The sequence below is a fragment of the Paenibacillus sp. FSL R7-0302 genome (genome assembly GCF_038006885.1).
GTDB lineage: Bacteria > Bacillota > Bacilli > Paenibacillales > Paenibacillaceae > Paenibacillus_AQ.
The window spans coordinates 5,128,513-5,142,147 of the sequence record NZ_JBBOWB010000001.1; the positions used below are offsets into that span (position 1 = coordinate 5,128,513).

13 protein-coding genes are annotated in these 13,635 nt (G+C 55.4%); 6 read left to right on the forward strand and 7 right to left on the reverse strand.

The window, feature by feature from the left end; genetic code table 11:
• Positions 1–146 precede the first annotated feature (146 nt).
• Positions 147–674 (forward strand): phosphatase PAP2 family protein, encoded by a 528-nt coding sequence (locus MKY96_RS22035; protein WP_340943291.1) that lies wholly within the window; start codon positions 147–149, stop codon positions 672–674.
• A 53-nt stretch (positions 675–727) separates the two neighbouring features.
• Positions 728–1,867 carry an MGDG synthase family glycosyltransferase gene (locus MKY96_RS22040; protein ID WP_340944705.1) on the forward strand — a complete coding sequence of 380 codons (1,140 nt, stop codon included), beginning with the start codon at positions 728–730 and terminating at the stop codon, positions 1,865–1,867.
• 79 nt (positions 1,868–1,946) lie between these two features.
• Here MKY96_RS22040 and trmB read toward each other — a convergent pair whose 3' ends face one another.
• Together trmB and MKY96_RS22050 are read right to left on the reverse strand one after the other, a co-directional pair.
• Entirely contained in the window at positions 1,947–2,663 is a 717-nt protein-coding gene (trmB, locus tag MKY96_RS22045; RefSeq protein ID WP_340943295.1) for a tRNA (guanosine(46)-N7)-methyltransferase TrmB, read from the reverse strand.
• Between the two features lie 201 nt (positions 2,664–2,864).
• Positions 2,865–3,038, reverse strand: a complete 174-nt coding sequence (locus tag MKY96_RS22050) for a hypothetical protein (RefSeq protein ID WP_340943297.1) — start codon at positions 3,036–3,038, stop codon at positions 2,865–2,867.
• Positions 3,039–3,284: 246 nt separating this feature from the next.
• Here MKY96_RS22050 and MKY96_RS22055 point away from each other — a divergent pair, with 246 nt between their 5' ends.
• The 4 genes from MKY96_RS22055 (at position 3,285) to MKY96_RS22070 (ending at position 6,936) form a co-directional block, all read left to right on the forward strand.
• On the forward strand, positions 3,285–4,241 hold the full coding sequence (locus tag MKY96_RS22055) for a TIGR01212 family radical SAM protein (RefSeq protein ID WP_036696094.1): 957 nt from the start codon (positions 3,285–3,287) through the stop codon (positions 4,239–4,241).
• Positions 4,241–4,837, forward strand: coding sequence for a tRNA (mnm(5)s(2)U34)-methyltransferase (locus tag MKY96_RS22060; RefSeq protein WP_340943298.1), 597 nt, complete (start codon positions 4,241–4,243; stop codon positions 4,835–4,837). The genes MKY96_RS22055 and MKY96_RS22060 overlap by 1 nt, the downstream gene beginning before the upstream one ends.
• 78 nt (positions 4,838–4,915) lie before the next feature.
• Positions 4,916–5,884 (forward strand): type I phosphomannose isomerase catalytic subunit, encoded by a 969-nt coding sequence (locus MKY96_RS22065; RefSeq protein WP_340943300.1) that lies wholly within the window; start codon positions 4,916–4,918, stop codon positions 5,882–5,884.
• A gap of 89 nt (positions 5,885–5,973) precedes the next feature.
• Positions 5,974–6,936 (forward strand): alpha/beta hydrolase, encoded by a 963-nt coding sequence (locus MKY96_RS22070; protein WP_340943302.1) that lies wholly within the window; start codon positions 5,974–5,976, stop codon positions 6,934–6,936.
• Between the two features lie 518 nt (positions 6,937–7,454).
• Here the strand turns inward: MKY96_RS22070 and MKY96_RS22075 are convergent.
• The 5 genes from MKY96_RS22075 to recQ form a co-directional block, all read right to left on the reverse strand.
• On the reverse strand, positions 7,455–8,306 hold the full coding sequence (locus tag MKY96_RS22075; protein ID WP_340943307.1) for a hypothetical protein: 852 nt from the start codon (positions 8,304–8,306) through the stop codon (positions 7,455–7,457).
• Positions 8,307–8,585: 279 nt separating this feature from the next.
• Positions 8,586–9,200: a nucleotidyltransferase family protein gene (locus MKY96_RS22080; RefSeq protein ID WP_340943310.1), complete on the reverse strand. Its 615-nt coding sequence runs from the start codon at positions 9,198–9,200 to the stop codon at positions 8,586–8,588.
• A complete protein-coding gene (locus MKY96_RS22085) occupies positions 9,193–9,702 on the reverse strand; it encodes a GNAT family N-acetyltransferase (protein WP_340943312.1) in 510 nt (169 codons plus the stop codon). Before MKY96_RS22085 ends, MKY96_RS22080 begins: the two co-directional genes overlap by 8 nt.
• Before the next feature lie 133 nt (positions 9,703–9,835).
• Positions 9,836–11,758: a B12-binding domain-containing radical SAM protein gene (locus tag MKY96_RS22090; protein ID WP_340943315.1), complete on the reverse strand. Its 1,923-nt coding sequence runs from the start codon at positions 11,756–11,758 to the stop codon at positions 9,836–9,838.
• 15 nt (positions 11,759–11,773) lie between these two features.
• Positions 11,774–13,600 (reverse strand): DNA helicase RecQ, encoded by a 1,827-nt coding sequence (gene recQ / locus MKY96_RS22095; RefSeq protein ID WP_340943317.1) that lies wholly within the window; start codon positions 13,598–13,600, stop codon positions 11,774–11,776.
• Between the last annotated feature and the right edge of the window lie 35 nt (positions 13,601–13,635).

The following is a 13,635-nucleotide window of genomic DNA, read 5'->3' on the forward strand; positions in this document are numbered from 1 at the left end:
TCAAAAGAGACATTTTTCGAGCGGACCCGAGCTTTTTCTTGAACGGGCTACCTTAAAAAAGTATGATAAAGACAGCTTCAGGCCGTGAAATCTGCTGCTTAAGCTGCGCCAGAACTCTTTTAGCCGGACTATCGGAGGGACATGATATGAGACCTTTATTCAAGAAACTGCATCTCCTGGAGCAGCGGGTGTTTCAATGGATTAACGGACGGATGCACAATCCGTTTCTGAACTTCTGGCTCTTCTACCTCACTCATCTCGGAGGTGCAACAAGCGCGATCGGCATCAATCTCCTGGTCTGGGCAGTGTGCCCGCAGCCATGGAGAACTACAGGACTTCAGGCACTGGCTGCGCTGGCGATAAGCCATGTGCCCGTCGCTATCGCCAAAAAGCTCTACCCGCGCCTGCGGCCCTATCTGGCCCTGCCGGACACCAATACGTTCCGCAATCCGCTTAAGGATCATTCTTTTCCTTCAGGCCATACGACCGCTATCTTCGCTTCAACGGTTCCTTATATGATAGCCTATCCTGTCCTGACTGCGGCCCTGCTTCCTCTGGCCTGCACAGTCGGCTTCTCCCGGATCTACCTCGGGCTGCATTATCCATCTGATGTCCTCGCAGGAGCGGTCATTGGGTCAGGAGTCGCAGCCGGTACGCTTGCCCTCTGGATATGATGCCTGAGGGGCGCCGGCCGGTCAATACCTCTAGGGAACAGGTGAACTATACATTGCGCAAAAAAAGAATATTATTGCTGTCAGAGGGCTTCGGTGCCGGGCATACCCAGGCTGCATATGCGCTGTCGAGCAGCCTGCGGAAGCTGTCTCCGGAGGTGCAGACCAAGGTGCTGGAGCTGGGGAGCTTCCTGAATCCCAAGGTGGCCCCGCTCATTGTCTCGGCATACCGCAAGACGGTTACCTCCCAGCCCCGGCTGATGGGCTATGTGTACCGTCACCAGAAATCATTCAATCGTCTTACCACACTTGCCCTGCACCGCTTGTTTTATACGCATGCCCAAAATATTGTAAAGCAGCTGAAGCCGGACATTATCGTCTGTACCCATTTCATTCCCGGTGCTGTTATCTCACGCCTGAAGCGGCTTCACCCGTCGCTGAGGGCTCCGCTGATTACGGTCATTACGGATTATGACGCCCATGCCAGCTGGATCAGCCCGCAGGTGGACCGCTATCTGGTATCCACCCCTGAGGTCAAGGCGAAGCTGCGCCGCCGGGGCGTGGCCGCCTTCAAGATCCGGGTAACCGGCATCCCTGTTCACCCGAGCTTCTGGGAGCAGCACGGCCGGGAAGACATTCAAGAGCAGTTCAAGCTGCTTGGTATTCCGACGGTCATGGTTATGGGCGGCGGATGGGGCATGATGAATGACGAAGTAGTGAATGCGGCTCTGGCCGGATGGCGGGACAAGGTGCAGATTGTGTTCTGCCTCGGCCAGAATGACAAGCTGCTGCAGGAGATGAAGCAAGACCTGCGGTTCAGACATCCCAACATCCGGCTGCTGGGCTTCACCCGGGAGATTGACAAGCTGATGGAGGTGTCCGACCTGCTGGTCACCAAGCCGGGCGGCATGACCTGCAGCGAAGGCTTGGCCAAGGGCATTCCGATGCTCTTCCACTCTCCGCTGCCGGGCCAGGAAGAAGAGAACTGCCGGTACTTCACTGCCGCCGGCCTGGGGGAGCCGATCAGCTCCCTCGATGTAGTTGACCGGTGGATGGAGCGGCTGCTGAATGATTACGGAAATGTCCGTGCGGCGCGCAAGGCCCATCTGGAGGCCATCTCCAGGTACAATCCGCTGCAAAGCGCCCAAAGCATTATTGATATGCTGGATAAACCGCGCACAGAACATGGACAGTAGAGAACCAGGTTAGAACGCAAAAGGCAGTCCGGTATGAATGAACCGGACTGCCTTTTGCTGTAATTGCCGGTAATGCAGCCTAGAGGCGGTACTTGTCCAGACGGATGGCCTGATATTGCTTCAGCGCCTCATCTCCGACAATTGCCTCGCAGCGGTGAATGTTCACGCCCCGTCCATAGAACTTGGTCTCGTATTCGGTCATTACATGCTCTTCGTTGATCACGCCGCCCTCATGCAGGTCAAGCGAAATATTCTTCATCTGCAGGCCATAGTCCGCAAATGCATTAAGCGAAAATTCAAACAGGCTGCGGGAATCCGTCTTCAAATGGATCTCGCCGAGCGGACTGAGCAGTCCGCGGTATTTATCAAGAAAACGCGGATGCGTCAGACGGCGGCGGGCATGCTTGCTTTTCGGCCAGGGATCACTGAAATTGAGATAGATCCGTTCCAGCTCCCCTGGAGCGAACACTTCCTCCGCGTAATCGATATTGGCCAGGGCCACTCTCACGTTGGGCGGTGTCTCTTCACCTGCCGGCTCCCATATATTCCGGGCCTTCTCGGCTGCGCGCCGCACCAGCTCGTCATACATATCCACGCCGATGAAATTAATCTCCGGGTATTTGAAGCTCATTTGACTGATAAACTGCCCCTTGCCCATTCCGAATTCCACATGAATCGGATGGTCATTGCCGAACAATTCGGACCAGCGCCCCTTCAGGCTGCGTGGTTCCAGGATGACCAGATCGGTCTGCTCCTCAAGACTTTCACGTATTCCTTTTCTTCCGCGTAAACGCATAGGTACTCCTCCGCTTATCTCTTTATTGCCTTATCTGTGAATAGGATAAATGCTACTTGCAATATTGTGCCGAACTTACCGGCAAAAGTAAAGGGATTTCAGCAAAAGAAAAGGAACCTCCATCCCGCCCTTGTTGGACTGGTCGAAAGTTCCGTGCGTGTTGTATCTGTCATACCGGCCCGCCGTTCAGCGGACTGCGATTTATTTATCGAGCTCGAAGGTCTTCTCAAACGCATTGCGGATCTTCCGCTGCGCTTCTGTCTTGATCTTGTGGTTGCCGTTAAATTCTACGCCGGTCAGGGCGAGAGCTTCATCGGGAGTCAGCTGCACATCAATCGAACCTTTATTATCAGCAAATACCGTTGGAGAATTCATCGTTATCACCTCTAAGGTTTAGTATGGACCGGACGACACGAAATTATGAATTCAAAGCATGTGATTGTGGTTGATGCAGCGTCTTTTTTAACACTTTAAATATAACATAATGTGTAAGCATTATCAAGCTGAATGGCGGTAATTCACAGCCTAATTTTAGTTTTTTTTCGGCGGATTTCCGGGAGGGAATGTTACGTTCATCACGGATTTTTGATACAATGGGAAGGTTAATGAAAGGAGCTGCACATGTCTAATCTTCAACAAGCCTCCTCTCCGCTTCTGTGGGGGGATAAACGGTTCCATACCTGGAACTACGAAATGCGCGGGCAGATGGATACCAAGGTGTTCAAGGTCATGCTCGATGCTGGCTTCACCTGTCCGAACCGTGACGGTTCCATCGCCAAAGGAGGCTGTACGTTCTGCAGTGCCAGAGGGTCAGGCGATTTCGCCGGAAGCCGCCGGGATGATCTGGTCACCCAGTTCAACCATATCCGTGACCGCCAGCATCAGAAATGGCCGAATGCCAAATATATCGGCTATTTCCAGGCCTATACCAATACGTATGCTCCTGTCGAGGAGCTAAGGGAATATTATGAAGTCATTTTGCAGCAGCCCGGGGTTGTCGGCCTCGCCATTGCCACCCGCCCCGACTGCCTGCCGGATGATGTAGTGGAGTATCTCGCAGAGCTGAACCAACGCACCTATCTATGGGTGGAAATGGGGCTTCAGACCATTCATCAGTCCACTTCGGATCTGATTAACCGCGCGCATGATACCGCCTGCTATACTGAAGCTGTTGCGAAGCTCCGCCGTCACGGCATCCGGGTGTGTACCCATATCATTCACGGGCTTCCGCAGGAAACGCATGAGATGATGCTTGAGACTGTAGCTGCTGTAGCGAATATGGGGGTTCAGGGGATCAAAATCCACCTGCTTCACCTCATGCGCAAAACGCCGATGGTGAAGCAGTATGAAGCCGGGCTGCTGCGGTTCCTGGAGCAGGATGAATATGTGAAGCTCATTGCCGACTCGCTGGAAATTCTGCCGCCGGACATGATCGTCCACCGCCTGACCGGCGATGCCCCGCGCGATGCTCTGATCGGCCCGATGTGGAGCCTCAAGAAGTGGGAAGTGCTGAATGCCATTGACCAGGAACTGGTTGCCAGGGACACCTGGCAGGGTAAGTACTGGAGGAAGGGCTGATGGGCTTCCTGTCTGTCCTTAGCTTCGCCCATAAGCTGACCGCTGAGCGGCTCCCGCCGGGCGGACTGGCTATCGACGCCACCGTGGGGACCGGCGCCGACACCCTGTTCCTCGCCAAGGCGGCCGGGCCGCGCGGCGGGGTGTACGGGTTCGACATTCAGCCGCAGGCGCTGGCTCTTGCCGGCGAGCGCCTGCGGCTAGCCCGGGAGGAAGCGCCTGCTGCGCTGGCTCCCGTGACGCTGCTGCAGCAGAGCCATGCAGCCATGGCTGAAGCCGTTCCGCCCGCTTGGCGCGGAACGGTCTCGTCGGTGATGTTCAACCTCGGCTATCTGCCCGCAGGCGATGCCGACAAGACCATCATCACCGAGCCGGGAAGCACGCTGGCCGCGCTGGAGGCGGCGCTGCTGCTGCTTCGCCCGGGCGGGATCATCACGGCCGTGCTGTATCCCGGCCACGAAGGCGGCGGCCGCGAAGCCGCCGCTGTCGAAGCCTGGGCTGCCGGACTGGCCCAGCAGGACGCGCAGACCATCGTGTACCGGCAGCTTCAGCGCGGGTCTGCGCCGTATGTTGTAGCTGTAGAGAAGAGAAGAAGCTGAGCACAGATGATGGCAGCCGCCACTTGTTCACACCTTCAATCGAAGGATCATTCTATTATCAGGAAGGAAGATGTTGTAATGACGAAACCATATCCTCTGAAATTTCAGCCGGAATTCAAAGAACGTGTCTGGGGAGGCCGGGCGCTGGAGAAATTCGGCCTGGATCTGCCGGAAGGCCACATCGGTGAAGGCTGGATGATTGCCGATCATCCGAACGGCACCTCCTCTGTAGTCAACGGCGAGCTGGCCGGACAAGGCCTGGATGCCATCCGTGAGCAGTTCGGGCACGAGTGGTTCGGCAGCAAGGGCATCACGGAAGAAGGCGGAAGATTCCCGCTGCTGATCAAGCTGCTGGATTGCAACGACAACCTCTCTGTGCAGGTGCACCCTACGGATGATTATGCCGGACTGCCCAAGGGCGAGCTGGGCAAAACCGAAATGTGGTACGTGCTGGACGCCAAGCCAGGCGCCAAAATCATCTACGGCCTGAAAGAAGGCGTCACCCGCGAGATGCTGAAGGACGCGCTGGAGAACGGAACGGTGATGGACAGCCTGCAGGAAGTGACTGTAGCTGCAGGTGACTCCTTCTATATCCCTGCCGGGACTGTACATGCGTTGTGTGCAGGTGTCGTTGTAGCGGAGATTCAGCAGAACTCTGACACTACATACCGGATTTACGATTACGACCGTCCGGGTCTGGACGGGAAGCCGCGCGAGCTGCATATCGAGGATTCCCTGAATGTTACCGCCTATGAGGGAGCAGGCGCGACTTCGATGAAGACAGATGGTGCTATGGCCGGAGAATGGCTTAGAATCGCCTCCTCTCCTTATTTTATTGTGGAAAAAGGAATCGTCTCCGGCGAATGGCAGCTCGCCACCACGGGTGACAGCTTCACCATCCTGGTGATCTGCGAGGGCAGCGGCCACCTGATCTGGGACGGCGGCTCCCAGCCTTATGCGGCTGGCGAATGTTATCTGCTCCCTTCCAGCCTGGGCGCTTACAGCATTGAAGGACAATCTACCGTACTGCGCTCTTATCTGCCTTAAGCAGCCGGACTGTATCTCACTTGGATCAGGGTAGCACCAGGTACTCTTTACGCTAGGAATGCTGAATTTCACTTTCAGGAGGACAGGCGATGACTGAGAACACTTTTTCCATGACTGATCCCTTAGATGTCAAAATCCATGTCTATGAATGGCTGCCGGACGCAGGAACGGAGATCCGGGGGATTGTGCAGATTGCACACGGTATGTGTGAGACGGCTGCGCGTTATGCCCGCTTCGCCTCGGCGCTCACCGCAGCCGGTTATGCCGTATATGCCAATGACCACCGGGGGCATGGGCTTACTGCCGGCAGAGTCAACCTGCTCGGTGACAGCGGGGAGAACGGCTTCTACTGGATGCGGCGCAATCTGCTGCAGCTTGCAGACCTTGCCTGCTCCCGGCATAAGCATAAGCCTATCTTCCTGTTCGCGCACAGCATGGGCTCCTTTCTGGCTCAGAAGCTGATGTGCGAGGAGGGACATGAGATCTACAGCGGCTTCATCCTCAGCGGCACCAATGGTCCCAGGGGCATGCTGCGGCTGGCGGAGTCCCTCTCCGCAATGCAGTTAAGACTACAGGGAGACCATCACCGCAGTGTACTGCTGAATGGCATTGTTTTCGGCGCTTATAACCGGTCCTTCTCTCCGGTCCGGACGGCTTTTGACTGGCTCAGCAGCGACCCGGAAGAGGTCGATCACTTCATTGCCGACCCCTACTGCGGGGCGATTTGCACTACCCGCTTCTTCCGTGATTTCTTCCATATGCTGCGTGAGCTTCATACCAGGTCCACTCTTCAGCACTTATGCAGCGACAAGCCGGTCTATCTGTTCGCGGGGGAGAAGGACCCTGTGGGGATGAACGGTCAAGGGGTGATACGTCTGGCTGAGTTATACCGGAAGCAGGGGCTTCAGGATGTAGAATGCAAGCTCTATCCGGGAGGCCGGCATGAGATGCTGAACGAGGTCAACCGGGACGAGGTCACGGCCGATGTGCTGGACTGGCTCGCCCGCCACCTGCCTGCCGAATCCATGCGGCTTCAGCCTACGGCGGATTAGTCTATTGATGCAGACGCACGTACTGGTCTGGTGTTAGCTGGCATTGGTGCAGCACAGCACAGTGCAGACCTATGTCGCCACTGCGCTGTGATCCGCAGGTACGTTACAAAAAGAGAGGCACTCCGCCCGGACGGAGTGCCTCTCTTTCGATTATTTTGCCGTAACAGTAAGTTAAAATTCTCCTCTTAGCTGCAACGTAAGGTATGCCGCTGATCCGGCAGCAGCAATTGTCACGATTGCAGCAATTGTTGTAATTTTTGCAGGATCTCCACCCTATCGGCACCGTCTCAGTAGCAATTGTTGCACTTTAGGCATTATTTTTAACAAATTAACACTCTTTGGAGCACCAGTTGTTGCACTTTGTACAGGATTTCGCCATATTGACGCTCCAGAAGCAGCGAATGTTGTAATTTATGCAGGATTTCCTGGCTTCTTCTTAGGCCCCACTTTCCGCGCCAACACCCTAATGATCATATCAGGTATTCCGCAGCTATTAACAGTAACTCTGCAAAGACCCGTCATTCACGCTCTAAATATCCTGCCAGTCTCCCCGCTAAATCTTGCTTATACGCCGGAAGATCATACGAAGAATTATTGACTTTGATCTTGTGCATGTTTATGCGGTTATATATGATTTTCTCCAATTTCAGTCTGGCCTCAAGCACCCTCAGAGTTCCGTCTAAGCCCTGGTGCCCCTGTTTAAAGCCATACCCCTGTTTGGTGTAATATTCAATGAACCCCTCTGACCACTCCAGGGGCCTGTCGCGGACAGCTTTGCGGAAAGAAAGCTCCAGATCGTCCTGATCAATATACATCAGCAGCGGATTCAATCCGGCCGTAATGGCCTCCAGCTCCAACGTGTAGCTTATAATGTCTTCCTCAGCTGCACCATGCTTGATCATCCCCATAGTTACCGGGTTCTGGATAAAGCAGCAATCAAACACATACGTGTCCGCCCCCTGCAAGGCCTTCTCCGCGAACTGTCTCCATCTTGCTGTAATCAGCTCCCTGTTCTGCGCGAGCGGCAATTCATACACATCGTTCCGGGTAAGCCAATCCAGCGCTTCCTTTGGAATAAGGGGCCCGTGTTCATCTATGATTTTGCGGTATTCCACCAGGTAATGGCCGTCATGAACAGTAGTCCGCGAACTTAATATATGCCCTGAATCGGCCCACATCCCCAGCAGCTCATCGTACTCTGCTTCCGCAAGACAAGCGACGCCGTCATAATCCGCCGGATGATCCAGATTCCCCTCCAGGAATAGCTGAGCTCTAATGCCCGTCTCCGTAAGAATGTCATAAACCAGCTGTGCCGTAGTGGATTTTCCGAAGCCGGGTAAGCCCTCGATTAAAATCAGTTTTGGATACATATAGTAGTTCCCCCATTCATGATTTAGGAGGATAAGCAGGCAAGGAGCCATAGAGATGCGGTGTCCCGGCAACAAAAAAGGATACCCTAAGGTATCCGCAGAAGCCGGTCTATGAACCAAGCTTACCCTGCATACCCTGAAAGATTAAAGAAAGACATGCCTAATAGCATAGTGTTCTGCACTATTGCTGGCATTCTTCCGGTTAATTAATCCTTACAGAGTAATCCACATGATAAGGTGTAGGCTCCTTTATTTGCATCTTATGACTGATCGTAACACTTAGGAAGTGTAAATACAATTAGGTGTTGTGAAAGACCAAGGAACCACCGTAAGCTCCGGCCATTCCGACTTCCATTTCTGCGTCTTCGCTTCGTAGATCTTCTCGCTGATCAGCGCTTTGTTGGGCCGCAGAACCAGTTGAAACAAATCCTCCAGACCAAATGGAGCATAAATCTTCCATTCACCGTTCAGCTCAAGCCTTGCTCCCAGCGAGGTCACTGTAGTCGGCCAGCTGTCGATTGCTGCTTCCAGAGAGAGGTAAGGGTTGATCTCCACACCGAACTTCTGGGGGTACCACAGATGGACCCTAGCCTGATTTTTGAGATCAACCGGAATTGCTATCCCCTCAAAAATCTCCTTGCCCTTCTTAATCACCTCATCCTCGGCAGCATAGCTCAAATCCGATGTATCGTAGTAGATAATATCGATGTCACTGATTCCGTACCCCGGCGTCCTCCCGGTCAGCTCGTTCCACACCGTTTGCACCAGGCAGCCTGCGCCAATGTAATAAGGGAATGGGGCCAATCCTTGGGCACGTTTGAAAATATCCATTAGCAGAGTATCGCGGGTGAATAGCTCTGTAAGACGGTTATGCATTTCATTGCTACTATCCATCTACCAAACCCCCAACACTCCCGGAAGGCAGCGCATATTGCAAAATAAGTTGTGTCCCCTTGCTTCCGCTCCGCCGCAGGCCGTGATCCTGAAATCCGGTGCGGAGATATAGCTGACTGGCGGCGGTATTGCGTTCATTCACAGCAAGCACAATCTGCCGGGCTTCAGGGTAGTGGCGGCGGACAAAATCCGGCAGCTGCAACATCGCTGCTATAGCGAACCCACGGCCCTGGCTGGCGTAGTCCATCAGGAAAGCGCGCAGCAGAACTGCATCGCCATAGTCTGGAAAGAAATCGGATATGCCTTCACCGGTATGAAGGATGAAGAAGCCCACCGCCCGTTCTCCGCAGGCAATGACCACCCCCTCCTTACCGGCATCCTCCTTGATATCCTGAAGCGTCTCCTCCGGCATTCCGGTGAACTGCAACTGCTCCGCCGGAAGCTGAAAGCCAAGTAACTGGTCCCTGAATTGCTCCCCATGCTCGTCACCGTACCTAAACAATGATATGTGCTGCTCCTGACTCAACGGTATGCCCCCCATAGGTAACGTACTCTTGCTCATGTTGATTTGCGGCCACCGAATGTGGTCGGTTTTTCGATTACATTTGATCCACGCGCCAACGCAGCGATCGTCCCTACAAAGGCAGCGTGTAATACTGCGCCCGCTGGCTCTCATCCTGCTGATACAGGACGACCAGCAGCGTTCGGCCGTCCCTTGCACCAGGGTGCGGATTGTTATGGACCGCCCCAGCCTCAGCCTCGGCCACTGCCACCGCAAGCTCCGCCGGTTCTCCTTCGGCTACCGTTCCACGAAGCTCCCGGCCGTCCCCGGCATCAGCACCAGCCTCAGGCTGTGCCCCCGCCTCAGCGCCAAGCTCCCCGTCATAGCGCAGCCCGCTGATCGACTCCAGCACCGGCGCAAGCCGGAACGGCAGCTCGTCGAGCACGATGAACTTCTGGAGCTCCCGCTCGCTAAGTCCGGCCTCCGCCAGCTTGGCCGAGATCCGCTCCGGCTGACTGGCGATCTGCTTCAGATGCTTCGCCCACTCTGCTTTATCAAGGACATCGTCCCACCAGATCTTGCGGGGCTTGTACTTGTGGGCGAGGAAATAGTCCAGCTTCATCAGGCCGGTGACAATGTCCATGGAGGCCGTGCCCCGGTCCGTCAGGAAGTCATGCAGCCGGGTGAACAGATCCTCCAGCTGATGCCCGATCTTCTGCCAGCCCCGCTCTTCCCAGTAGTCACCGAACTCCTGGAAGAAGTCGAACGGGGAAGGGAACACATGACGGATCAGATACTTGACCGAATGAGCCAGCCGCTGGCTGTTCCAGTACTTCTCCAGCACATCCTCCAGCCGCTTGAGCCGGATGATATCGGCGAACGGCATGACATGGCTGCTGAGAATCTCGTACGGCGCATGCTCCATGTACGTGTAGTCATATTTGGCTGCCTGGGCGCGCAGCCCGGTGCCGCGCAGCATTTTGAGGAACCCTAATTGCAGCTCCTCCGGCTCCATGGCGAAGACGTCATTGAAGGTCTTGCGGAAGGTCGCGTAATCCTCCATCGGCAGTCCGGCGATCAGATCGAGATGCTGGTCGATATTGCCGCTGGCCTTGATCTTCATCACGGTGCGGGACAGCTTGGTGAAGTTCTGGCGGCGCTTGACCAGCTCATTCGTCTCATCATTCGTCGACTGGACGCCGATCTCGAAGCGGAAGACGCCCGGAGGGGCGTTCTGCGCCAGGAAATCCAGCACCTCGGGACGCATAATATCGGCGGTAATCTCGAACTGGAACACGCAGCCCTGATGATTGTCGATCAGGAACTGGAACATCTCCATCGCATAATTGCGGTTGATATTGAACGTGCGGTCCAGGAACTTGATCACCTTGGCTCCGCCCTCAATCAGATAGAGCAGATCAGACTTCACCCGTTCAATATCATAATAACGCACGCCCACCTCAATGCTGGACAGGCAGAATTGGCAGTTGAAGGGACAGCCCCGGCTCGTCTCAAAATAAACGATACGCTTGCTCAGCTCCGGCAGATCCTCCGCGAAGCGGTGCGGGGTCGGCAGGGTGTTAAGATCGCTTTTGGGACGGGGAGGGTTAACGATCAGCTCTTCGCCCTTGCGGTAAGCCGCACCGTATACGAAATGGTACTTGTGTTCATCCCGGATCTCCTGCAGCAGATGGTGGAAGGTCTCTTCCCCGTCACCGTTCACGACAAAGTCCACTCCGGCCTCCCGCTTCATCCAGTAGAGCGGCTCATAAGATACCTCCGGCCCGCCCAGCACAATCTTGACCTCCGGCATGACCTGCTTGAGAATGCCGACCAGCTTGATAGTCTCCTCGATGTTCCAGATGTAACAGGAGAAGCCAATCACATCCGGCTGCTTCTGAAAAAGGTCAGACACGATGTTCATCGCAGGGTCTTTGATGGTATATTCCGCCAAAAGGATATCCTTGAACTCATGCTCGCTATACGCCTTCAGCAGCCGGATCGCAAGCGACGTGTGAATATATTTGGCATTTAATGTGGCCAGGATGATTCTCATGCCTTATAACCTTCTTTACATGTCATTTTGAAAAAACTCCAGGAAGGCCTTGCCGTACTTCCGGTACTTCACTTCCCCGACACCCTTCACCCTCAGCATCTCCGCTTCCGTCTGCGGACAGACCACGCTCATCTCGCGCAGCGTTGCATCATTGAAAATGATGTATGACGGCACATGCTCGCGCCCCGCCAGCTCGCGGCGGATCAGGCGCAGCTGCTCGAACACCGTCTCGTTGACCGCAGACGGCGAAGTATCGCGCGAACGGCTGCGGTCCCGCGTGCCGGAGGTGACCAGCGTGCGGGCCACGCGCTGATGCACCTGGCGCTGGCCGCGCAGCACCTCGGCTGCCAGCGGCTGCAGCCGGACCACCGGATACTGGCCTTCGGACAAGGCCAGATATCCTTCCGAGATCAGCATATTGATGATCTCGGTAATCTCCTTCTCGCTGCGGCTGGACATAGCGCCGTGAGTCGGCAGCTTCTCGAAGCCGTATTGCAGCACCTTCTGGTTACGCGAGCCCTTCAGTACGGATGAGACCAGCGCCACGCCGTAACGCTCACGCATCCGGTGGATGCAGGAGAAGATCTTCTGCGCTTCAACCGTGATATCGACCAGCTCACGCTCGTCGGTACAGGAGCTGCAGATCCCGCAGTGATCATCGTCATGGCTCTCGCCGAAATAGTCTAGCTGTGCACTGCGCAGGCAGCGGGTAGTGTAGCAGTATTCAATCATCTGCTGGAGCTTGCGGTATTCGTTGGCTTTGCGTTCCGGGTCCTGCGGGTTCTGCTCAATCAGGAATTTCTGGGTCATGATATCCTGCGCACTGAACAGCAGGATACAATCGCTCGGCTCCCCGTCACGCCCGGCACGGCCCGCCTCTTGAACATAGGCCTCCATGTTCTTCGGCATATTGTAATGGATGACATAACGCACGTTAGACTTGTCGATCCCCATCCCGAAGGCATTCGTGGCGACCATGACACGGATATCGTCATAGAGGAAGCCTTCCTGGCTGTCCGCCCGCTCCTGATCGTTCATTCCGGCATGATAGCGCCCGGCGGTGATGCCTGCGGCCTGGAGGCGCTGATAGAGATCATCCACCTCCTTGCGGGTGGCGGCATACACGATACCCGGCTGATGGGCATGCTGAGCCGCGTAATCCAGCACGAACTCGCGCTTGTTCTCTCCGCGCAGCACGGACATCGCCAGGTTGTCGCGGCCAAGTCCGGTCATGAAGACGCCCGGCTCGCGCAGGCGCAGCAGCCGGACCATATCCTCCATGACCTCCGGGGTAGCCGTAGCGGTGAAGGCCGCCAGAATCGGACGCTGCGGCAGCTGCTCCACGAACGGGGACACTGCCAGATAACTGGTGCGGAAGTCATGGCCCCACTGCGAGACGCAGTGCGCCTCATCCACTGCTACGCAGGAGATATTCAATCCTGCCATCTCCAGTCGGAACCAGTCCAGCTCCAGACGCTCGGGAGCCACATAGAGCAGCTTCAATTCGCCGCGGCGGGCCGCGCGGATGCGCTCATTCACTTCCTTGCCGCTCAGGGTGCTGTTGATATAAGCAGCGGGAATCCCTGCGGTCGTCAGAGCATCCACCTGATCCTTCATCAGGGAGATCAGCGGTGAGACGACCAGGGTAAGCCCCGGCTGCAGCAGCGCCGGAACCTGGTAGCAGATGGACTTACCGCCTCCGGTAGGCAGAATGCCCAGCGTATCGCGGCCTTCCAGCAGATTGTTCACAATTTTTTTCTGGCCGTCCCGGAAATCGGGATAACCGTAATATTTTTGCAGCTCGGCCTGGGCCTGCTCCACTAATGATCCTTGCATCTCCATAGCTCTTCATACTCCTTAAGGCTTTCTACCTTTTA

What these genes read in the sequence shown, in the direction of transcription:
- MKY96_RS22035 (WP_340943291.1), top strand. Translation starts at nt 147, where the DNA reads ATGAGACCTTTATTCAAGAAACTGCATCTCCTGGAGCAGCGGGTGTTT.
- trmB (WP_340943295.1), bottom strand. Translation starts at nt 2,663, where the DNA reads ATGCGTTTACGCGGAAGAAAAGGAATACGTGAAAGTCTTGAGGAGCAG.
- MKY96_RS22050 (WP_340943297.1), bottom strand. Translation starts at nt 3,038, where the DNA reads ATGAATTCTCCAACGGTATTTGCTGATAATAAAGGTTCGATTGATGTG.
- MKY96_RS22055 (WP_036696094.1), top strand. Translation starts at nt 3,285, where the DNA reads ATGTCTAATCTTCAACAAGCCTCCTCTCCGCTTCTGTGGGGGGATAAA.
- MKY96_RS22060 (WP_340943298.1), top strand. Translation starts at nt 4,241, where the DNA reads ATGGGCTTCCTGTCTGTCCTTAGCTTCGCCCATAAGCTGACCGCTGAG.
- MKY96_RS22065 (WP_340943300.1), top strand. Translation starts at nt 4,916, where the DNA reads ATGACGAAACCATATCCTCTGAAATTTCAGCCGGAATTCAAAGAACGT.
- MKY96_RS22070 (WP_340943302.1), top strand. Translation starts at nt 5,974, where the DNA reads ATGACTGAGAACACTTTTTCCATGACTGATCCCTTAGATGTCAAAATC.
- MKY96_RS22075 (WP_340943307.1), bottom strand. Translation starts at nt 8,306, where the DNA reads ATGTATCCAAAACTGATTTTAATCGAGGGCTTACCCGGCTTCGGAAAA.
- MKY96_RS22080 (WP_340943310.1), bottom strand. Translation starts at nt 9,200, where the DNA reads ATGGATAGTAGCAATGAAATGCATAACCGTCTTACAGAGCTATTCACC.
- MKY96_RS22090 (WP_340943315.1), bottom strand. Translation starts at nt 11,758, where the DNA reads ATGAGAATCATCCTGGCCACATTAAATGCCAAATATATTCACACGTCG.
- recQ (WP_340943317.1), bottom strand. Translation starts at nt 13,600, where the DNA reads ATGGAGATGCAAGGATCATTAGTGGAGCAGGCCCAGGCCGAGCTGCAA.